Annotated in this window: 17 protein-coding genes; 13 read left to right on the top strand and 4 right to left on the bottom strand. The window is 54.4% G+C overall.

Features of this window, described 5'->3' with window-relative positions; genetic code table 11:
- The first annotated feature begins 186 nt into the window (after positions 1-186).
- The 5 genes from hemC to glnK all read left to right on the top strand — a co-directional run bounded on the left by hemC (position 187) and on the right by glnK (position 4,798).
- Positions 187-1,128, top strand: coding sequence for a hydroxymethylbilane synthase (hemC, locus tag BQ7486_RS04815; RefSeq protein ID WP_074009263.1), 942 nt, complete (start codon positions 187-189; stop codon positions 1,126-1,128).
- 36 nt (positions 1,129-1,164) lie between these two features.
- Positions 1,165-1,959: a uroporphyrinogen-III synthase gene (locus BQ7486_RS04810; RefSeq protein WP_022374037.1), complete on the top strand. Its 795-nt coding sequence runs from the start codon at positions 1,165-1,167 to the stop codon at positions 1,957-1,959.
- Positions 1,960-2,133: 174 nt separating this feature from the next.
- Positions 2,134-2,685 carry an inorganic diphosphatase gene (ppa, locus tag BQ7486_RS04805; RefSeq protein WP_074009139.1) on the top strand — a complete coding sequence of 184 codons (552 nt, stop codon included), beginning with the start codon at positions 2,134-2,136 and terminating at the stop codon, positions 2,683-2,685.
- A gap of 130 nt (positions 2,686-2,815) precedes the next feature.
- A complete protein-coding gene (locus tag BQ7486_RS04800) occupies positions 2,816-4,438 on the top strand; it encodes an NAD+ synthase (protein WP_074009262.1) in 1,623 nt (540 codons plus the stop codon).
- 21 nt (positions 4,439-4,459) lie between these two features.
- Complete coding sequence (gene glnK, locus BQ7486_RS04795; protein WP_022374040.1) at positions 4,460-4,798, top strand: P-II family nitrogen regulator; 339 nt, start codon at positions 4,460-4,462, stop codon at positions 4,796-4,798.
- 61 nt (positions 4,799-4,859) lie between these two features.
- Here the strand turns inward: glnK and BQ7486_RS04790 are convergent, their stop codons facing one another.
- The 4 genes from BQ7486_RS04790 to BQ7486_RS04775 all read right to left on the bottom strand — a co-directional run bounded on the left by BQ7486_RS04790 (position 4,860) and on the right by BQ7486_RS04775 (position 9,055).
- Positions 4,860-6,224 carry a bifunctional cytidylyltransferase/SDR family oxidoreductase gene (locus BQ7486_RS04790; RefSeq protein WP_074009138.1) on the bottom strand — a complete coding sequence of 455 codons (1,365 nt, stop codon included), beginning with the start codon at positions 6,222-6,224 and terminating at the stop codon, positions 4,860-4,862.
- Positions 6,225-6,228: 4 nt separating this feature from the next.
- Positions 6,229-7,410: a CDP-glycerol glycerophosphotransferase family protein gene (locus tag BQ7486_RS04785; RefSeq protein ID WP_143183050.1), complete on the bottom strand. Its 1,182-nt coding sequence runs from the start codon at positions 7,408-7,410 to the stop codon at positions 6,229-6,231.
- Positions 7,350-8,246 (bottom strand): capsular polysaccharide synthesis protein, encoded by an 897-nt coding sequence (locus BQ7486_RS04780; RefSeq protein ID WP_074009136.1) that lies wholly within the window; start codon positions 8,244-8,246, stop codon positions 7,350-7,352. The genes BQ7486_RS04785 and BQ7486_RS04780 overlap by 61 nt, the downstream gene beginning before the upstream one ends.
- A 137-nt stretch (positions 8,247-8,383) precedes the next feature.
- Positions 8,384-9,055 (bottom strand): OmpA family protein, encoded by a 672-nt coding sequence (locus BQ7486_RS04775; protein WP_074009261.1) that lies wholly within the window; start codon positions 9,053-9,055, stop codon positions 8,384-8,386.
- Between the two features lie 435 nt (positions 9,056-9,490).
- On the opposite strand from BQ7486_RS04775, the gene gyrA reads away from it, so the two are divergent.
- From gyrA to cmk, 8 genes are all read left to right on the top strand, one after another.
- Complete coding sequence (gene gyrA / locus BQ7486_RS04770) at positions 9,491-12,163, top strand: DNA gyrase subunit A (RefSeq protein ID WP_074009260.1); 2,673 nt, start codon at positions 9,491-9,493, stop codon at positions 12,161-12,163.
- A gap of 302 nt (positions 12,164-12,465) precedes the next feature.
- The gene (iscB, locus tag BQ7486_RS04765) at positions 12,466-13,662 is read left to right on the top strand and encodes an RNA-guided endonuclease IscB (RefSeq protein ID WP_084765674.1); all 1,197 of its coding nucleotides are present in this window, start codon (positions 12,466-12,468) and stop codon (positions 13,660-13,662) included.
- Positions 13,663-13,689: 27 nt separating this feature from the next.
- Positions 13,690-14,769: a 3-phosphoserine/phosphohydroxythreonine transaminase gene (serC, locus tag BQ7486_RS04760; protein WP_022374044.1), complete on the top strand. Its 1,080-nt coding sequence runs from the start codon at positions 13,690-13,692 to the stop codon at positions 14,767-14,769.
- A gap of 24 nt (positions 14,770-14,793) precedes the next feature.
- Positions 14,794-15,891, top strand: coding sequence for a prephenate dehydratase (gene pheA / locus BQ7486_RS04755; protein WP_074009135.1), 1,098 nt, complete (start codon positions 14,794-14,796; stop codon positions 15,889-15,891).
- 35 nt (positions 15,892-15,926) lie between these two features.
- Entirely contained in the window at positions 15,927-17,042 is a 1,116-nt protein-coding gene (gene hisC / locus BQ7486_RS04750; protein ID WP_074009134.1) for a histidinol-phosphate transaminase, read from the top strand.
- Positions 17,043-17,056: 14 nt separating this feature from the next.
- A complete protein-coding gene (locus tag BQ7486_RS04745) occupies positions 17,057-17,920 on the top strand; it encodes a prephenate dehydrogenase (protein WP_074009133.1) in 864 nt (287 codons plus the stop codon).
- Between the two features lie 9 nt (positions 17,921-17,929).
- Positions 17,930-19,234: a 3-phosphoshikimate 1-carboxyvinyltransferase gene (gene aroA / locus BQ7486_RS04740; RefSeq protein WP_074009132.1), complete on the top strand. Its 1,305-nt coding sequence runs from the start codon at positions 17,930-17,932 to the stop codon at positions 19,232-19,234.
- Between the two features lie 29 nt (positions 19,235-19,263).
- A complete protein-coding gene (gene cmk, locus BQ7486_RS04735) occupies positions 19,264-19,920 on the top strand; it encodes a (d)CMP kinase (protein ID WP_235836730.1) in 657 nt (218 codons plus the stop codon).
- The last annotated feature ends 62 nt before the right edge of the window (positions 19,921-19,982 follow it).

The raw sequence follows: 19,982 nt of genomic DNA, 5'->3' as shown, positions 1-19,982 counted from the left end.
ATTGCCTGATCAGCTGTGGAATTTTGTGCTTCTGACCGTATCACGGGAAGATTCTGCGGGTGCTTTTCCGCAGGGCCGCGGGCAGTAAGGTTTGCGCAATGACGGCTTGATACAATTCCTAAATTGTCTGCGTCCGGAGTACAGAAAGGTCCGGCGCAAAAAGAAAGAGCAAAGGAGAAAAGGTTCATGGCTGATCTGCAGCATTGCGTTATCGCCACGCGTGAAAGTCCGCTGGCGATGTGGCAGGCACTTCATATTCAGGACAGGCTCAGAAAGCACTATCCGAAGGCGCAGGTGGATATTCTCGGTATGACCACCCGCGGCGATCAGATCCTTGACAAGACCCTCTCCAAGGTGGGCGGCAAGGGCCTTTTTGTGAAGGAACTCGAAGCCGCGATGCTTGCGGGTGAAGCAGACCTTGCCGTGCATTCCTTAAAGGACGTGCCGATGGAGCTCCCCGAAGGCTTCGTGCTTGCCGCAGTCTGTACGCGCGAAGATCCGCGTGACGCCTTTGTAAGCCCTAGGTACGAGCGTCTTGAAGACCTGCCGGACGGCGCCAAGGTCGGAACCGCGAGCCTTCGCCGTGAACTCATGATCCGTTCGCGCTTTCCGAAGTTAAACGTGGCTTCGATCCGCGGTAACGTCGGTACGCGCCTCTCGAAGCTCGATCGGGGTGATTTTGATGCGCTCGTGATGGCAGGTGCCGGCTTAAAGCGTCTGGGCTTATCGGATCGTATCCGCCATTTCATTGAACCGGCTGAGAGTCTTCCTTCGCCGGGGCAGGGCGCCCTGGGTATTGAAGTGAGGGCTGACAACAAGGCAATCCTTGAAGCCCTTCAGTTTTTAAACGACACCGAAACCCGTGCCTGTACGATGGCCGAGCGCGCTGTCTCTCGCGCGCTGGGCGGCTCCTGCCAGGTGCCTTTGGCGGCTTACTGCATTGTTGATAAGGGCGAGTTGTGGCTCAGAGCGCACGTGGGCGACCACCGCACCGGGGAATGCATCCGGACCGAGGCCCGAGGCGCTTTTGCCGATCCCGAGGGCCTTGCCGCCACAGTTGTGGCATTACTCGAAAAGCAGGGTGCGCGTGCGCTTCTTGAGAAAGTTCTCAGAGAAACGGCCGCCTGAGTCAGAAGCTCGTTAACAATCCAAACACAGAGAAGAATGTCAGGGAGTTCTGTTGAAAACAAGCAGCGGCCGGTGATTCTGACGCGCCCCGGCGCGGCAAACGACCGGCTGGCCGATCTTTTGGAATCCGACGGCGTTGAGAAAGTCTGGCGCTGGCCCGCTTTCACGATCACGCTGCCCGAGGATCAGGACATCGTTTCGGACCGCTTTGCGCATCTCGATGACGTCCAGATGGTGGTGATGGCCTCTCCTGCCGCAGTCGCTGCGGTCGCTCATTGGGTGCGCCGCTGGCCCGAGCACATTACGCTTGCCACAGTCGGTGAAGGTACGGCTAAAGTCATTAAGGCAGCCTGGGGGGATGACGTCAAGGTTCTCTTCCCCAAGGGTGACGCTGAGCACTCCGGCAGCGAAGCACTTTTTGCGCTCGTTAAAAAGACGGGCGTTCCGATGCGCGTTTTGATTGCGCGCGGGCAGACCGGGCGTGAGTGGTTAAGCGACCAGCTGATTGCTTTGGGCGCAGACGTTGAAAAGCTCGCCTGCTACGTGCGTGTGCCGATTGAATTGAATCCCCGGCAGATCCGGGATCTGGAGAAGGCCGTCAACGGCCCCTCTCCCATTGTGTACCTCACGAGTTCCGACTCAGTTGCAACGATGCTTCATGCCGTAAAGGTTGTGCCCGGCGCGCGCGAGTGGTTCTTAAAGGGCGCCGCGGTCACGATTCATCCCCGCTGTGCTGAGCGCTTAAAAGAAGCTGGGTTCGAGCACATCGAAATCACCGGGACGGACGATGAGCGCGTGAGAGGCCACATCTGCGCAAACCTTTACGCGTAAGGCGGTGCAACGGAAATTTGCAAAATTGCCTGTAATTACAGGTTCCTTTTTTCCGTTGCGGCGCCTTTTGCACTAAAATACGCCCCCTTTCGGAATGCATCATCTTTTATGGGGCCTTGTTTGACGGGCCGGATGCGTTTCTTTCACAGAATTTTTTAGCAGAGTGTCATAAAAATGGGTCTTGCCCGAGTGACTGCCGGCCGTGATGTGCCGCATGACTTTAACGTGATCGTTGAAATTCCGGCGAATTCCGATCCCATCAAGTATGAAGTGGACAAGGAGTCCGGCGCCCTTTTCGTGGACCGCTTCGTCGGTACCGCAATGCGCTATCCCTGCAACTACGGCTACATTCCGCAGACGATTGCCGATGACGGTGACCCGGTTGACGTGTGTGTTCTGACGCCTTTTGCGCTTACCGCCGGCACCGTGATCCGCTGTCGTCCGATCGCCGTTCTCGTGATGGAAGACGAAGGCGGTATTGACTGGAAGATCCTTGCAGTGCCCGTCAACAAGGTCTGTATGCGTTATTCCACCTGGAAGTCCGCTGACGACGTTCCCGCAGACGAACTCGATCAGATCCGTCACTTCTTCGAGCACTACAAGGATCTCGAACCGGGTAAGTGGGTGAAGGTGAAGGGTTGGAAGACTGCCAAGGATGCCGAAGAACTCATCATGGCCGGTGCCAAAGCCTACGAAGAAATGGACGTGAAGCCCAAGACCGCTTAATTTTCGGTTTTGAGCTCCCGGTAAAGCCCGCGGCGAACAGAGAATTCTCGTTTTCTTTGTTTGTGGCGGGCTTTTCGCTATTGTGTCATCTGTGCCGTTGTTTGCTTTGAGACTTCTTTCACAAAACGCCATGCAGACCAAAGAACCGATAAGGTGCGCGCTCTATCAGATGAACCCAAAAGTCGGTGACTTTAGGGGAAACGCTGAGAAAATTTTGTCGGCGGCCCGAAAGGCGGCCGATGTGGGTTGCTCGCTTCTTGTGACGCCCGAAATGAGCCTTGTGGGCTACCCCGCGGAGGACTGGCTTTTAAGAGACGACTTCTGCGCGAAGGCCCGGGCGGAACTTCAGCGGCTGGCGGAAAAACTCGCAGACTTCCCGGATCTGGCCGTCCTGGTCGGCGTGCCGGAAGTCGCAGAGGGTCATCGCTTTAACAGTATTGCGGTCCTCAAAGCAGGCCGCATCGAGGCCCTTTGCCGCAAGCAGCATCATCCCGAATACGGTGTGTTTGACGAGACCCGCATCTTTACGCCAGGCAACAACACAACGATCGCAACGGTTGGGGGAGTGCAAGTCGGTCTTTGCATCTGTGAAGACCTTTGGTACCCGGACGTCGCTCAAAAAGCCAAAGCCATGGGCGCCGAGATCCTTGTTGCCTGTAATGCAAGCCCCTACGAAGCAGGTAAGGCACGTCAGAGGGAGCGCACTGTCGTAGGACATGCCGCAGCCGCAGGGCTCGGTCTTATTTATGTGAATTGCACCGGCGGCCAGGACGAACTCATTTTTGACGGGGCAAGTTTTGCGTCGGATGCTCGCGGCACCATCGGTCTTCGTCTGAAAGCATTTGATGAGGACTTTGCGGTTTTTGAGACGGACGAAAGCTATGAGGCGGTCCCTGTTTCGGCGGAAGAACCGGAGGGAGAGCTTTATAAGGCGCTCACACTCGCGGTCAGAGACTATGTGAGAAAGAGCGGGTTTACCGACGTGGTGCTCGGGCTCTCAGGCGGCATCGACAGTGCCGTGGTGGCCGCAATTGCCGTGAAGGCCCTCGGAAGAGAGCACGTTCATGCCGTCATGATGCCCACACGGTTTACGGCGGATTTAAGTGTCACGGAAGCAGAGAAGCTTGCCGCCAACCTCGGCATCCACTACGTCGTGCGGCCCATTGAACCGCTTTTTGCTGCCTTTGTCTCAGAGCTCTCCGCGGACTTCAAGGATCGAAAGTCCGATGTGACCGAAGAAAACCTGCAGGCCAGAATCCGCGGCGTTTTGCTCATGGCCTATTCCAACAAGTTCGGGCAACTGGTGCTCACAACAGGAAACAAGTCCGAAACGGCCGTGGGGTATTCCACGCTTTACGGCGACACGGCGGGGGCCTTTGCGCCCATTAAGGATGTCTTTAAAACCCGCGTCTGGGCCCTGGCCCGAGAGATCAACAGGGAAGCGGGTTTTGAACTCATCCCTGAAACAATCATTACGCGTGCGCCGAGCGCTGAGCTCCGCGAAGGGCAGACCGATCAGGATTCGCTTCCGGATTACGCAGAACTCGATGCCATTCTTGCGCGCTACATGGAAAAGCGCGAGGATGAAAAGACCATTGCCCGAGAAACAGGGTTACCCGAGAGTCTCGTGCACCGCATCGTGACATTGATTCACAGAAATGAATACAAACGGCGCCAGAGCCCGCTGGGCCCCAAAGTTTCAGCGCTTGCCTTCGGCCGCGACTGGCGCTTTCCGATTACAGCAAAGATTTAATTTTCCTTGAGGACATAAAAAATGAAACTCGTTGTCGCTATCGTCAAACCTTTTAAGCTCGATGAAGTGCGTGAGGCACTCGCTGACATCGGTGTGAACGGACTTACCGTGACGGAAGTGAAGGGCTTTGGCCGTCAGAAGGGGCACACGGAGCTTTACCGCGGCGCCGAATACGTGGTGGATTTTCTGCCCAAGGTAAAGATTGAAGCCGCTGTCGCCGATGACCTCGTCGAGCGGTGCCTTGAAGCCATCCAAAAGAGTGCACGTACCGGCAAGATCGGTGACGGCAAGATCTTTGTGTTTGATGTGGAGCAGGTGATCCGTATCCGCACCGGAGAAACCGGTGAGGCGGCAGTATAGCGGTTGCTTGTAGTGTTTACAGCCATTGGTGTAAAGGTTACATAACAATGGCTGTATTACATTAACTTGGCAGTTTTACGTCTATAACTTCGCCTGTGGTATTGCACAGAAGAGTCTGCAAAGAGGCTTTGGCAACATCTTTGGAATTCAGCAATGTTTTTGGGTCTTCAATTCCAAAATTAGCCAGTCGCATTGGAGTGTTGGTGCGTTGGGGATTAATGCAATTCACTCGGATGTTTTTACTTGCCCATTCTTCTGCAAGGGCTTGCACAAGGTTAACGACAGCAGCTTTTGTTGACGAATATAGGGCGTAGCCGGATCTTCCCCTTGTGTAAGAGCTTGAAGTAAATTGCAAAAGTTGTCCTTGAGACATGGCTAAGTATTTATAAGCTTCTGCCGAGACATTAACTGCGCCAAAATAATTGATATCAATCAGGTCTTTAATCTCTTGAGAATTCGTTCCGACAAGACATCCCTTCCGAAGAATTGCAGCAGTATTAACTACAAAGTTAATGCATCCCTCTTGTAAGAAAACCTTTTCTAAAGCATCACGGACATCATTTCGCTTTGCAACATCTACATTGCCAAAGGATCTTGAAAATACATAGACTTTGGCAGAATAACGTTTTGCGATATCAGCAATGTCCTTGCCAATGCCAGAACTGCCGCCAAAAATCACAATGACTTGATCTTTGAGACTGCAGAGATCTCTTTCTTCTGGAGTATTGGTTTTAAGCTGGAAAAGTTTGTCTAAAAGGAAAATATCTTCCTGGTGAGTCAACTTAAGATTTGTCTCCTCGCCTAAGACCAGTTTTACTTTTGTTTTAGGTAGGTACTTCACTACTACGCCACAGTCATCTGTGGCTTGGAAGTTTTTATCTTTCAAAGCGAGATCATAGGCGCTCTTAATTGTAGGGAGGTAGAACCCTTGAGGCGTTTGTCCTCGATACAGAAAGGCTCGATCAGGGATGTTTTTTATAAAATCTTTATCGCTACTAACGTTAACAATAGTATCAACAGCAGGGATTACAACATCTACTGCTGAATATTGTGTTAGCGCGTCACATACATCACTGATTACTCTCGAAGAAACGAGAGGCCTAACGGCATCGTGAAAAATTAGATTTATATCTTTTTCTTTTTCATAAGCTTTTATGGCCGAAAGACTGGATTCAAATCTTTCTGAGCCGCCATTTAAAATCTTTTTGACCTTATGCCAATTATTGCGACAGATAATGTCTTCCATTTCGGCGTAGCATGATGTAGAAACCACAACTGCAATTTCATCGATGTTTTTATGTTGCTCAAAGGCTTGTATGGTGTGCTCAATCACCATTTTGCCGGCAATTTTGATAAATTGTTTTGGTTTGCTTAGCCCCGTCCGTTTTCCTGAGCCGCCAGCTAAAATAATTGCTACGTTTTTCATTTTATTATTTCCCGATATTTCTTATTATGATGTCTACAATAGCTTTGGATGCGTGACCACAGTCACGGGATCCCTTTTCTTTTAGAAAACTATTGACTTTTAATGTGTAATCTGCCTGGTTAAATGATTCTATGTTTTTGGATAGTTCTGCGTTATTTTTTGAAATTGAAAAAGGAGTTTCTGCTAGTGGGTAGTAGAGCCCTCTTGTGCACAGATAATGGTCGTAGTCGGGGACGAAGAGAAAAACGGGTCTCCTTAATAACATAAAATCATAGGCAGCACTTGAATAATCCGTTATTAGGCAATCTGCTATTAATAAAAGTTCTTGTGGGTCTGGATAGTGAGCAACGTTTATTGCTTCATTTTCTTCATTTATATTAAGCGGCTGATTCGGGGGTGGACGTAAAGCTATCTTCCAATCGCCCCCGAATTTATTTTCTAGAGCATGTTTTAGATTTTGGAGATTTACTGTGATCTGTCTATTGCCATTGCCATCTCTAAATGTTGGCGCATATAGCGCTACTTTCGATGCGGAGCTAATTCCAAGAAGTTGCTTTATCTTGTTGGCAGTTTCTTTTCGATTAGCAGAAAAAAATAAATCATTTCTCGGACTTCCTTCCTCTATAATTTCCCCTGAATAGAAAAAAGAGCTTCTGTACTTTTCAGACAGCCAGGTTGAATTTGATAGCAAGTAGTCAATTTTGGAGGAATCTAACTGAGATCTTTTTATGTATTTTGATGTCAGATGTTTGCAATCGGCTTCCATTTTCTTAATTCCCATTGATCCGTGCCAGGTTTGAATATATATTTGGCCATTTTTTTTATGGAAGCCTTTGTCGAAATATTTTCCCATTCTGACATTATTGACAATTATTTTTGCAGTGCTCCATTCGAATATTCTTAAAATTTTATTCCATTTTTTTACCCATACGTTGTCCGGAAATGTTTCGGCAGGGTCATCGCTTAGCCAAATAATTTTGCAATGAACTCCTCGCCTTAGTAGTTCTTCGGTTATATATTTTGGGTTGCACCCGTATCCTCTGCCATCAAAGTTTGAAAATACAATTTTCTCTTTGTTGATTTGTAGAAGATTGAAGATGAAGGATAACGGATTTTTCATTTTTTTTACCTCTGAAGGATTTTCCCCAGTGATTGTAGAGAGGCGAGTATTTTCTTTTCTTGACAAGAGCTAATCTTGCGTTTCCATGTCAGCTTGTGGCAAAAACTTTGTTTAAAAATATCAAGAATAAGCTCTTCATTTTCAAGTAGTGAGAACTGAAGTAGATGCGGAGCGATATTGGATAATTTTGGCATCGAATCAAATTCAGCACGACATTCACTCTTGCTTGTGATGGCCCAAGAAATTGCCGCATGAAAAAGAAAGTAATCGATCAATTTATTCTGTTCCTCCCAATATTTTTCTAGTATTTTTTTTGTATAGGATAGTGTGTATGTTTGCGGGGCAGCTGCAATGAACCAAGAAGACCCTGAGTGGATTGTGCCTACAGACGAGGGAAGATTTAAATAACCTTTGGCTAAGTTTTGAGGTATGGATTGGTTGTAAATAAACCAAGATGGTGATTGAAAATAAAATAAGTTTGATGATGTGACAAACTCTGGTGGGGGTGCCCTGAAAAAGACTGTAGAGTCAGCCCAAATTCCTCCAAATTTGTTTAAGAGACAAACTCTTACATAATCCGAAAAATGTGTGATTGAGATATAACCACGAGAAAGCTTTTCTTTGATTGTGTCCGGAATAACAATAAAATCTGAAATATTATCCTTTGTTATGATTACGTGTCTGTATCCAGGAGGACAGTTTTTGGAGCAGCTTTCTATGCAAACTCTGGCAATCGGAGGCAGTGTATGCATCCCTTGCCACCACATTTGCCACACAATTTTTTGATTGATATTGGTTATGCAGTGCTCAGCTGCGATAGGTGTGAAAAGCTGATCATAGGTTCCTGCATGTTCAGCTAGGTATTCGTATCCCGATACAGGCAAAGATTTTTTTTGAACCAAGAGAACATTTTATCTTTTAAAGTTAAAGCCAATAATTGAAATTTGTTAAGCGATCAGTTGTTGAGATTGCATAAAAAAAGCGGCAAGGTAAAACCCTTGCCGCTTTACGGAATAAAACAACCGAGACTGTTGAATCTTTATTCAACAGTACGCGTACCGATCACTTCGATCACAGCGCGGCGGTTCGGGGCGAGGCAGTCAATGAGATCAGCCTTCGTCTTGATGTCGCCGGCCTTGCTGGGATTCGGGCAGTCAACAACCGGATCAGCGGTGCCGCGGCCTTCGGTCTGGATGCGGGTCGTGTCAACGCCCTTCATGCCGAGGTAGTCACGCACGGATTCGGCGCGTGCGAGGGAGATCTTCTGGTTGTAGGCTTCGGAGCCCAGGCGGTCAGCGTAACCGGTGGCAAGCACGACTTCGAGGTCCATGCCGGCCATACGGCTCACGAGCTGGTCAAGAAGAACCTGACCGGCAGCGGAGAGGTTCACGCTGTCAAAGCCAAAGAGCATATCGGCGGAAAGCGTCACCTTGGCGGTTGTGGGAGCGGTCACCGGAGCCGCAGCGGTCTTGCCGCAGGCTTCCGCCGAGAGGATGTCCTTGTCGCAGGTGCAGCCGGCGCCTTCGGGACCGGCCTGTTCAGCCAGAGCCGGAGTCCAGAAACCGGTACGCCAGCAAAGGCCGAACGGATTCATGACGGTGGCGTTGGTGGAATTGACAACGTAGGGGTTCACGGGAGCAGCCGTGCTAACACCGGTCGTCGCAATCAAAGTCGCGGCAATCAGACCGCCGATCTTGACAGAAGTTTTCATTTCCTTTTCCTTCAAAAAATAGGCACTGTTTGCAGCGTCCACACACCGGCGGGAAATACGGCCGCCGGACCCGAAAAACGGGAAGATGAGCCGCGGGCGCAGTGCTACGCCTGCGGCAGATATAGTTCTGACTTATGCCATTGTGCCCTAAAAAACGGCCAATGTGGTAGAAATCGGCCTGATTTGTGTGTCGGCACAGTCTGCGTGTCTCACTTTTCAACGGTGAAGCCCTGTTTGAGGGCCTTACGGACGCGGAAACGGGTGAGGAGAAACGCGGGCTAAAACGGTAAAATAAATCGTTTTCCGCCGGCAAAGAATCTTTTCCGGCATTTTTAGGGTTGTCAGACACAAACAGAGCTCAGTATGGATCAGGACACCAACGACAATCAGAATCACGACGAAAGCGGATCGATCAACGACGGCGAAGCCAACGGCATGCCGATTTCCTATTCCCTTGAAACGCTTCCCGTGACGCTGGAAACGGAAATGAAGCAGGCTTACCTCGATTACGCCATGAGTGTGATCGTGGGCCGTGCTCTTCCTGATGTGCGTGACGGCTTTAAGCCCGTGCACCGGCGCGTTCTGTACGCGATGCACCAGCTCAACAACACCTTCAATAACCCCACCAAAAAGTGCGCGCGTGTTGTGGGTGACGTGATCGGTAAGTACCACCCGCACGGCGACCAGGCCGCGTACCAGACCTTGGTGCGCCTCGCGCAGGACTTTTCGATGCGCTATCCGCTCGTTTCCGGCCAGGGTAACTTCGGTTCCATTGACGGCGACGGGGCGGCGGCCATGCGTTACACGGAGTGCCGTCTTGCGCAGATTGCGGACTCCATGCTGGACGACCTTGAGGAAGACACCGTCGACTTTGTCCCGAACTTTGATAACTCCGAAAAAGAACCGGTGGTGCTCCCTGCGAAACTTCCGAACCTGCTGGTGAACGGTTCTGCGGGTATTGCGGTCGGTATGGCAACGAACATCCCGCCGCACAACCTCGGAGAAACCGTGGACGCGTGCCGCCATCTTCTGCACCACCCGGACGCCAGTGTTGACGAACTGATTGCCAAGATGCCCGCTCCAGACTTTCCCACGGGGGGCATCATCTTTGGCCTCAAGGGCGTGCACGAGGGCTACCGCACCGGGCGCGGGCGCGTTGTGATCCGCTCGCACACGCACTACGAAGAAACGAAGACAGGGCGCCAGGTTCTGGTCGTTGACGACATCCCGTATCAGGTCAATAAGAAGGTGCTCGTTGAAACCATCGCCCGCCTGATGCACGACAAGAAGATCGAAGGGATTTCGGAACTTCGTGACGAGTCGTCGCAGAACGTGCGCATCGTGATGGAACTTAAGCAGGGCGCTTTTGGCGAGGTGATCCTCAACCAGCTCTATAAGCTCACGATGCTGCAGACCTCGTTCGGCATGAACATGGTGGCGCTCGTGGACGGCCAGCCGCGCCTATTAAACCTCCGTCAGATCATTGAGTCGTTTTTGAGACACCGCCGCGAGGTTGTGAACCGCCGCACGATCTTCAGGCTCAACAAAAACCGTATGAGGGGCCACATTTTGGAAGGCCAGGCGGTGGCTTTGTCCAACATCGATGAGTTCTTAAACGTCATTAAGACGGCGCCGACCCCTGCAATTGCCAAGCAGCAGCTGATGGCGCGCGCCTGGGAATCGGCGCTCGTCACGTCGCTTCTCACCGGTGTCGGTGACCCGTCGGCCTACATGCCCGAGGACGCCGAAGCCGGTTGCGGGCTTGATAAGGACGGGCGCTACCACTTAAGCGGCGTTCAGACCGACAAGATTCTGCAGATGGCGCTGCAGAAATTGACGGGCCTTGAGCAGGACAAATTAAACGACGAATACCGCGAATGCCACGCTCAGATTGCGGATCTTCTGGATATCCTCGCGCGCCCCGAGCGCGTGATGGCGATCATGGACGCGGAACTTGAAGAGTTGAAGACGAAGTGGGGCGACGCGCGCCGCTCTGAAATCGATAATTCAAGCGACCCGAACTTCAATCCCCTCGATTTTGTCGCCAACGAAAACGTCGTTGTGACGCTCTCGCGTGAGGGCTACATCAAGCGCTTGGCGCTCGCCGAATACCGTGAACAAAAGCGCGGCGGCACGGGTAAGCGCGCTGCGAAGATGAAGGAAGGCGATGTCATTGAACAGGTGTTTGTCGCCAACACCCACGGTAAGGTGCTCTGCTTCAGTAACCTCGGCCGCGTTTATTCGCTTGACGTCTACCTCATTCCGGAAGGCGCCCGCGCGAGTAAAGGCAAGGCGATCGTGAACCTTCTGCAGTTGATGCCCGAAGAAAAGATCACGATTGCGCTTCCTGTGACCGCCTTTGAGGCTGATCACTTCGTCTTTATGGCAACCGCCAAGGGCGTTGTGAAGAAGACACCGCTTACCGAGTTCGAGCAGGTGAAGCGCGCCGGCAAGGCTGCGATCAGTCTCGATGAAGGTGACAGCCTGATTGGGGTTGCCATCACCGACGGTAAGCACGATGTGATGCTCTTTTCGGACGCCGGCAAAGCCGTGCGCTTTGATGAAGCCTGCGTGAGAAGCCTCGGCCGTACGGCCCGCGGTATGGGCGGCATGAGGCTTGAGGGCGAAGACCGTGTGATTGCCCTTTTGGTGGCTGAAGACGACACGCAGATGGTTCTCACAGCCTGCGAAAACGGCTACGGTAAGTGCACGCCGATCAGCGAATACACGCGTCACGCCAGAAACACCAAGGGCATGATCGCGATTGCCACGACGGAACGTAACGGCCGCGTGATCGGGGCAGTGCTCGTGCACGAAAATGACTCCGTGATGTTCTTGTCGGAGTCGGGCAACATCGTGAGGAGCCCCGTCTCCGACGTGCGTGTCACCGGGCGCGCCGCACAGGGCGTGACGCTCATGGATGTGAGGGGCGATGACCGGCTCATTCACATCGTGCGCGTGGCCGAAGACGACCTCGATAACGAGGGCGAAGGCGGCGAGGGTGACGGTGAAGCGGGAGCCGCTCAGACGGGTGCTGAGGATCAGGAAACGGCGGAGAACGAAACGACCGCACCTGACACACCGTCAGACACTACCGACAACAACTAAGTAAACCCCAAAGCCGGTCTTTCATGGCGAAAGGCCGGCTTGCCGACTGCAGGGCGGACGTCACGCTTTAACCCGCGGCAGTCAGAGTAAACGTGAAGGGAGAAACCTCGTCAACTACCCCTGACTGAAGTCAGAGGCTTGGCAACAAGTCTTGGTTGACTAGCCTCAGTCCGTTTTCGGACGGACTCCGTTGGTTGGGAATCCGTTCAGTCGCAAGACGGGACGCAAACAGGCACCGCGGGATGTCGATCCTAGTCCCGCGCTCTGCGGTCTGCGGTTAAAAGCTCTGAGAGGTAGGAGCGGTGCTTCAGACAACAAACCCCTTCCAACATTGGCGAAGGATCACCACCGACCGCAAGGTCGAGCAGACGGAGCCTNCCAAGCAGCCGATCACCTTGGGTGTGGATGCGGGCTACAAGCACGTCGGCCTGAGCGCAACGACCGCCAAGGAAGAGTTGTTGGCTTCCGAGGTCGAACTGCGGCAGGACGTGACGGGCTTGCTCTCGGATCGCTTGGCACTTCGCCGCGCCCGACGCAACCGCAAGACCCGCTGCCGTGCGCCGCGTTTTGACAATCGCGTTCGATCAAAGCACAAGGGTTGGCTTGCGCCGTCCGTTGAAAACCGCATCCGTGCCCATCTTTCGCGCATCGAGGCTGTTTTGCGTCTTCTGCCCGTCACCTCCGTTACCGTAGAAACGGCGGCGTTCGATATGCAGAAGATCAAAAACCCGGAGATTGAAGGCGAAGGCTATCAGCAGGGCGAGCAGCTTGGCTTTTGGAACGTGCGCGAATATGTGCTGTTCCGCGACGGTCACGTTTGCCAAGCCTGCAAAGGCAGATCGAAAGATCTGATTCTCAACGTGCATCACATTGAGAGTCGGAAAACGGGAGGCGACGCGCCGGGCAACCTCATCACGCTGTGCGAGGCGTGCCACAAGGCGTATCACGCAGGCAAGTTGAAGCAGTTCAGTCCCCGGCGCGGCGCTTCTTTCAGGGCAGAGACTTTCATGGGCATCATGCGTTGGACGGTGCTCAACCGCCTGCGCGAGCGCCATCCCGAATTGCCTGTCACGAATGCCTACGGGTATCTGACCAAACACAAGCGCATCGTCGCGGGCTTGCCGAAGACGCATTGCGCGGACGCTTTCTGCATTGCTGGCGTCCTCGACGCAAAACGTCGGGGCGAATACCTGTTTCAGAAACAGACGCGCCGCCACAATCGCCAGATCCACAAGCTGACGATTCTCAAAGGCGGTGTGCGCAAGCGCCATCAGGCTCCGTACCTAGTGCACGGCTTCAGGCTCTTTGACAAGGTGCTGTGCAAAGGGGAAGTCGGCTTTATTTTTGGCAGACGCTCCTCGGGTGCATTCGATGTGCGCCGTCTGAACGGTACAAAGATTTCTGCCGGTATTTCCTACAAGAAACTTTCGCTTCTTGAGAAGCGAAAGATGTTTTTAACTGAACTGAGAAAGGAGGGCCGCGATTCCTCCCGCGTCTGAAGACGCGGGTTTCCTCGCGGAATTTCTATGAACCGTGTGTATAACTTCTCAGCGGGCCCGGCGGTGCTGCCGCTGGAGGTTCTGGAAGAAGCCTCGCGTGAACTGCCGAACTTTCACGGGCAGGGGATGAGTATTCTCGAAATGAGTCACCGCGGGGCCACCTATTCGGCGATTCATGAAGAAGCCCGGACGAACCTCAGAGAGCTCCTCGCAATCCCTGAAACGCACGATATTTTGTTTCTGCAGGGGGGCGGTCACCTGCAGTTTGCAATGGTTCCTCTGAATCTTCTCGGAGCCGCTGCGGAAGCCACTTATATCGTTAACGGCGTCTGGTCCAAGAAGGCCGCCACCGAAGCTGCCAAGTTCTGCCACGTGGATGTGATCACGAGTGACTACGGTCACGGCGTGCCGCCCGCGGACGTCGTGAAGGTCCCCAACGACGCGGCCTACCTCTACTACTGCCAGAACGAGACCGTAAACGGCCTGGAATTTAACTACATTCCGCCGGTGCCGGACTGTGTGCCTCTGGTAAGCGACGTGAGTTCCAATTTCCTGTCGCGCCCGATTGATTTTGCCAAGCACGCTCTGGTCTTTGCGGGCGCCCAGAAAAACTTCGGTCCGGCGGGCCTTACCGTTGTCATTGTCCGCAAAAACCTTCTGGGCCTCGCCCCGGAATCCTGCCCCACGATGCTCAACTACGCCGTGCACGCCAAGGCCGATTCCCTCTACAACACGCCGCCCGTCTTTGCGGTTTACATGGCGTGTCTTGTGACGCGGTGGCTCAAAAAAGAAGGCGGCATTGCCGAAATGGACCGCCGCGCCAAAGAGCGCTCAGGCCTCATTTATGACGTGATCGACAAGAGTGACGGCTTTTATATCAACACCATTGCCCCGCAGGCAAGAAGCCGCATGAATGTGGTCTTTACGCTCGCGGAAGAAGCGCTCACGGAGCTTTTTGTGAAAGAGGCAGCGGACGCCGGGCTCACCAACCTTAAGGGCCACCGCCTTGCGGGCGGCATCCGCGCGTCGCTCTACAACGCGCAGCCCAAGGAGGCAGCGCAGGCTCTTGCCAATTTCATGACCGTCTTTGCCGCGCGGCACGGATAATCCAAGACCAAGGGACAGCAGCCGATGACAGCAGAAAACACACAGGAAATTGAGCGCCTGAGAAAAGAAATCGACGCCGTGGACCGCGAAATCGTCGGCTGCATCGTGCGGCGCTCGCAGTTGGCGCAATCCGTCGGTAAAGCCAAGGGAACGGCCCCCGTCTACCGCCCCGAACGTGAGCGTGAGGTGGTGGAGCGGGCTCTCGCGGAAAACCGCCGGCTGGGCGGCCTTTTGCCGGACTCCGTTCTCTCAACGCTTTACCTTGAGATTGTGTCGGCGTGCCGGGCGCTCGAAGCCCGGCCGTCGGTTGCTTATCTGGGCCCCCAGGGGACCTTCACCGAAATGGCGGTGTTAAAGCAGTTCGGAAGCAACATCGAGGCGCGCCCCTGCGAAAGTATTGACGAAGTCTTTCATTCGGCCGAATCCGGCCGTACGCTTTACGCCGTCGTCCCCGTGGAAAACAGCTCCCAGGGGACCGTGACGCGCACGATGGACCTTCTGTTTTCCTCACCCTTATCCATTATCGGGGAAGTGCACATTCCGATTGCGCACAACCTCATGAATTTCACAGGGAAAAAAGAAGACATTGAAGTGGTCTCGGCGCACCCGCAGGCTTTGGCGCAGTGCCGCGCGTGGCTCGGCACGCACCTGCCGGGCGTTAAAACCATTCCGGCTGCAAGTAATGCGGAGGCCGCGCTTGAGGCCTCCAAAAATCCGAAGATGGCGGCGATTGCCGCAACGCGCGCCGCGGAACTCTATGGGCTACAGATTGTTTCGGCCGGTATTCAGGACGATCCCCGCAACCGCACGCGGTTTCTGGTGCTCGGGCACGCGGTGGCGGCTAAGGGAAGTGCCGGGAGCGACAAAACGAGTGTCGTCTTTTCGGTTCCCAACCGCGCGGGGCAACTCTTTCATGCGCTCGAGCCCCTGGAGAAAAACGGCGTATCGATGATGCGGCTTGAGAGCCGCCCGGCAAGAAACGGCGCCTGGGACTACAACTTCTTTGTGGATGTGGAAGGACACGCTACAGACGCCAAGGTCGCGCAGGCTCTGGCGGAAATGAAGGAAGTTTCGAGTTTCTTTAAGGTGCTCGGCTCCTACCCGCAGGCCAAAGATTATTAAGTCCGGCAACAGGAAAAAAATCAGGGAGAAAGAACATGAATGACGCATTGAAAGTAAAGCCCCACATTGCCGCGATTTCCCCGTATGTGGCGGGCAAACCCATCGAAGAGACCGCCAAGGAATACGGTCTCAAACTCAACGAAATTGTGAAGCTTGCGAGTAACGAAAATCCCCTGGGGATGCCCGAGAGCGCGCGAAAAGCCGTGGAAGCGGTGATGACGTCAGTCTCCCGCTACCCCGATGGGAACGCCCGTGTGTTTCGTGAGGCGGTGGCAAAGCACTTTGGCCTCACGCCCGACTGGGTGATCGGCGGTAACGGATCAGACGAGATCCTGGGCCTCATTGCCCGTCTGGTGCTCACGCCTGAAACAAGCTGCGTCTACTCGCAGTACTCTTTTTCCGTTTATGAGCTTTCCGCACAGGAAAACGGTGCACGCTGCGTGTGCGTGCCTGCCAAAGACTTTGCAGTGGATTTAGACGCCATTGCCGCAGCCGTTGACGCGACAACGCGGCTCGTGTTTATCACCAATCCCAACAATCCCACGGGGCTTGCCTTAACCGAAAGCGCGATTGATGCGTTTTTGGCAAAGATCCCGCGCGACTGCATTGTGGTTTTGGACGAAGCCTACTGCCATTACCTCGCGCCTGAAGAGAGAACTGATTCTCTGAAATGGGTGAAAGAGTATGCAAACGTCGTTGTGACGCGGACGTTCTCAAAGGCCTATGGGCTTGCCGGCCTGAGATCCGGCTTTGCACTTGCGCAGCCCGCGCTCATTGAAATGCTTAACCGCATCCGGCCGCCCTTTAACATGAATACGGCCGCGCAGGCTGCGGCCGCGGCCTGCATTGACGACGCCGCGTTTTTGGAGCGCGTCTACAAGGAAAACCGCGCGGGCGTCGCAACGCTTGAAACCTTCTTTAAGGAGCAGGAGATCCGTTACCTGCCGACAACCGCCAACTTTGTGCTTGCGCAGACCGGTCCCAAAACCGCGGAACTTAATACCGAACTTTTAAAGCGCGGTGTGATCGTGCGGCCGGTGAAAAGCTATGGGCTTCCTGACTGGCTCAGGGTGTCCGTGGGAACCGCCCGGGAAAACGCGCGCTTTATTGAAGCCTTTCAGGCCGCGCGCAAAGCGCTCGGGCTTAGTTAAGGCGGAGACGGGCGATGCGTCTTGCGTTAATCGGAACGGGCCTAATCGGGGGATCGGCCGCCTGGGCTTTTCAAAAGGCCGGTGTCGTTGACGCCGTCACGGCCTGTGATATTTCCATGGGTGCCGCAGAAAAAGCGGTGAGCCTCGGAATTGCTGACCGAGCAACGGCAAAAGTGGCCGACGCTGTGTCTGATGCCGACTGCATTTTGGTTGCCGTTCCGGTTCTCGCGATGGAAGGGGTGTTTGCTGAGATTACCGAAGCCATGCGGCAGGAGGCCTGGGTGACCGATGTCGGCTCCACCCGGTGCGGTGTGATTGCCGCGGCCCGGAAAGCCTTGGGAGAACGGTTCTCGCGCTACGCGCCGGTGCATCCGATTGCTGGGGGCGAAATGCCCGGTGTTGAATACGCCGACAGCGCGCTCTTTTCGGGGACCAAGGTGATTTCAACGCCCACGGATGACATGAATCTAGAGGCCGTGGCATTCTGGGAAAAAGCCTGGGAAGCCGTGGGGGCGAAACTATTCCGGATGACGCCTGAAACGCACGACCGGATTTTTGCGGCGGTAAGTCACCTGCCGCACGTGCTGGCCTATGCGCTCGTGGACGCGATGGCCAAAACCCCGGAAGCTGATGAAAAATTCCGTTTTGTGGGCGCTGGCTTCAGAGACTTCACGCGCATTGCGGCTTCCAGTCCCGTAATGTGGCGCGATATTTGTCTGGCCAACCGACGGGCGCTCCTTGAGAGCCTGGAAAACGTTCAGGCCGAACTTGCACTTCTTCACGAAGCAATCCGCACCGGGGACGCCGAAACGCTCACTGAAATCTTCTCGCGCGCAAGCCACATCCGCCGCACCGTTCAGGTGCCCGCCAAGAAGTAAAGGAGAGCCATGAAAGTTTTTCCGCCTGAACTCACCGTACCGGCCGTTACCGCTGCCTCGGGCACCGTGCGGCTCCCTGGCAGCAAGTCCATTTCCAACCGGGCGCTCATCCTTGCGGCGCTCGCGCACGGGAGAACAACGCTTACGGGGCTGTTGCGGGCCGACGATACGGAACGCATGATCGAAAGCCTGAGGCTTTTGGGCGTTGCGGTGGATGTGAAGGACGATGCCTGCACCGTCACGGGCTGCGGGGGATTTTTCCCGGTGAAGTCCGCGGATCTTTTTATTGGAAACGCGGGCACTGCGGCAAGAACCCTGACGGCAGCATTGGCTTTCAGTGAAGGCAACTACCGTATTGACGGCATCGAGCGCATGCGCGAGCGCCCGATTGCCGACCTCCTGGCAGCCCTGCGGGAACTTGGTGCTGAGATCACCTGCGAACAAAATGAGGGTTTTCTGCCGCTTCGGTTTTCACCGGTGAAGCCGCGCGGCAACGTGGTGCATATCCGAGGCAACGTCTCAAGTCAGTACCTGACGGCGCTCCTTATCATTTCGCCGCTGATAGCCCCTGCCGAAGGCCTCAAAATCGTGATTGAGGGAGAGCTCATCAGCCGCCCCTACATCAAAATCACGACTACCATGATGGCCGCGTTCGGCGTCAGGGTGACGGAACTGCCCGACGGCTTTCTCGTGACGCCGGGGCAATACCGTGCGGTAGAACAGTACGCCGTGGAGGGCGACGCCTCGGGTGCAAGTTACTTCCTCGCTTTAGGCGCTTTGGCGGGCGGTCCCGTGCGCGTTGAGGGGGTCGGGAAAAATGCGCTTCAGGGGGACGCGGCTTTTGCGGACCTATTGGAAATGATGGGCGCGCGGATTGTGAAGGGCGAAAACTTCATTGAGGCCTCGGCCCCGGCAGACGGCATTCTCAAGGGGATTGACGCGGACTGTACGCTCATCCCGGACGCCGCCATGACGCTCGTGCCGATGGCGCTGAAAACGCGGGGGAAGGTGCGGTTGACCGGCATCGGCTCCTGGCGCGTGAAGGAAACGGACCGCATTCACGCGATGGCAACCGAAATGCGCAAATTCGGCGCTGAAGTCACCGAAGGCCCGGACTGGCTTGAAGTGAGCCGCGGCGTGAAGCCCCTTCCCGAAAAAGTGACGGTTGCCACCTATGATGACCACCGCATGGCGATGAGCTTTTCGCTGGCGGCGACGGTGGGTGTCACAACCGTGATTCTCGATCCGGGCTGCACCGCAAAGACCTATCCGGCCTATTTCACTGATTTTTTCCGGTTAATTCACTCAAAGTGATGCCCGTGGGGCATCGGGTAGTAAAAACGATGGTTGACGTTATTGCAATCGACGGACCTACGGCAAGCGGCAAGGGCACCGTGTCAGCGCGTGTTGCCGCAAAGCTCGGGTTTCATTATCTCGACAGCGGCGCGCTTTACCGCCTCTGCGCCTTAAGAACCATGAAGTCGGGGGGCGACCTGAAAAACGAGGCGGTCTGCGCTGAAGAGGCCCGAACCATGCATCCCGTCTTTAATGGCGGCCGAATTGTTTTGGACGGCGCGGATGTGACCGAAGCCATCCGCACCGAAGAGGTGGGGCTTGCCGCAAGCGTTGTGGCGGCCTACCCCTCGGTACGGGCTGAGTTACTTGACCTGCAGAGGCGCTACGCACAGGCCCCGGGCCTGGTGGCGGACGGCCGCGACATGGCTTCCGTGGTGTTTCCTGATGCCCCTTTAAAGGTCTTTTTGACGGCTACGCCTGAAGCGCGCGCAATGCGCAGATATAACCAGTTGATTGAAAAAGGAATTTCTGCTAACCTTTCAAATCTTACCCGGGATTTGGCCGAACGCGACCGTCGGGACCGCGAACGCGCGGTTGCGCCCTGCGTGCCGGCAGCGGATGCGCACATCCTAGACAGCTCGGATCTCACGATTGAAGAGACCGTGGATCAGATCATGGCGTGGTGGCGGAAGCTTCCCCGGTAAAGAACCGTTTTTCAGCCTTAAAGGCCGCCGGGGGCTTTTAGGGAAATTTAAAGCAACACCGC

Source organism: Duodenibacillus massiliensis (assembly GCF_900128485.1).
Taxonomy (GTDB): Bacteria; Pseudomonadota; Gammaproteobacteria; order Burkholderiales; family Burkholderiaceae_F; genus Duodenibacillus; species Duodenibacillus massiliensis.
The sequence above is the reverse complement of the archived record's forward strand: the minus strand, read 5'-3'. Positions and strand labels throughout refer to the sequence as shown.

Excerpts from the sequence above, each read along its gene's own strand:
- BQ7486_RS04745 (WP_074009133.1), top strand. The coding sequence starts at position 17,057 with ATGCGTCTTGCGTTAATCGGAACGGGCCTAATCGGGGGATCGGCCGCC.
- hisC (WP_074009134.1), top strand. The coding sequence starts at position 15,927 with ATGAATGACGCATTGAAAGTAAAGCCCCACATTGCCGCGATTTCCCCG.
- hemC (WP_074009263.1), top strand. The coding sequence starts at position 187 with ATGGCTGATCTGCAGCATTGCGTTATCGCCACGCGTGAAAGTCCGCTG.
- BQ7486_RS04800 (WP_074009262.1), top strand. The coding sequence starts at position 2,816 with ATGCAGACCAAAGAACCGATAAGGTGCGCGCTCTATCAGATGAACCCA.
- cmk (WP_235836730.1), top strand. The coding sequence starts at position 19,264 with ATGGTTGACGTTATTGCAATCGACGGACCTACGGCAAGCGGCAAGGGC.
- BQ7486_RS04810 (WP_022374037.1), top strand. The coding sequence starts at position 1,165 with ATGTCAGGGAGTTCTGTTGAAAACAAGCAGCGGCCGGTGATTCTGACG.
- ppa (WP_074009139.1), top strand. The coding sequence starts at position 2,134 with ATGGGTCTTGCCCGAGTGACTGCCGGCCGTGATGTGCCGCATGACTTT.
- pheA (WP_074009135.1), top strand. The coding sequence starts at position 14,794 with ATGACAGCAGAAAACACACAGGAAATTGAGCGCCTGAGAAAAGAAATC.
- serC (WP_022374044.1), top strand. The coding sequence starts at position 13,690 with ATGAACCGTGTGTATAACTTCTCAGCGGGCCCGGCGGTGCTGCCGCTG.
- BQ7486_RS04775 (WP_074009261.1), bottom strand. The coding sequence starts at position 9,055 with ATGAAAACTTCTGTCAAGATCGGCGGTCTGATTGCCGCGACTTTGATT.
- aroA (WP_074009132.1), top strand. The coding sequence starts at position 17,930 with ATGAAAGTTTTTCCGCCTGAACTCACCGTACCGGCCGTTACCGCTGCC.
- glnK (WP_022374040.1), top strand. The coding sequence starts at position 4,460 with ATGAAACTCGTTGTCGCTATCGTCAAACCTTTTAAGCTCGATGAAGTG.
- BQ7486_RS04790 (WP_074009138.1), bottom strand. The coding sequence starts at position 6,224 with ATGAAAAACGTAGCAATTATTTTAGCTGGCGGCTCAGGAAAACGGACG.
- gyrA (WP_074009260.1), top strand. The coding sequence starts at position 9,491 with ATGCCGATTTCCTATTCCCTTGAAACGCTTCCCGTGACGCTGGAAACG.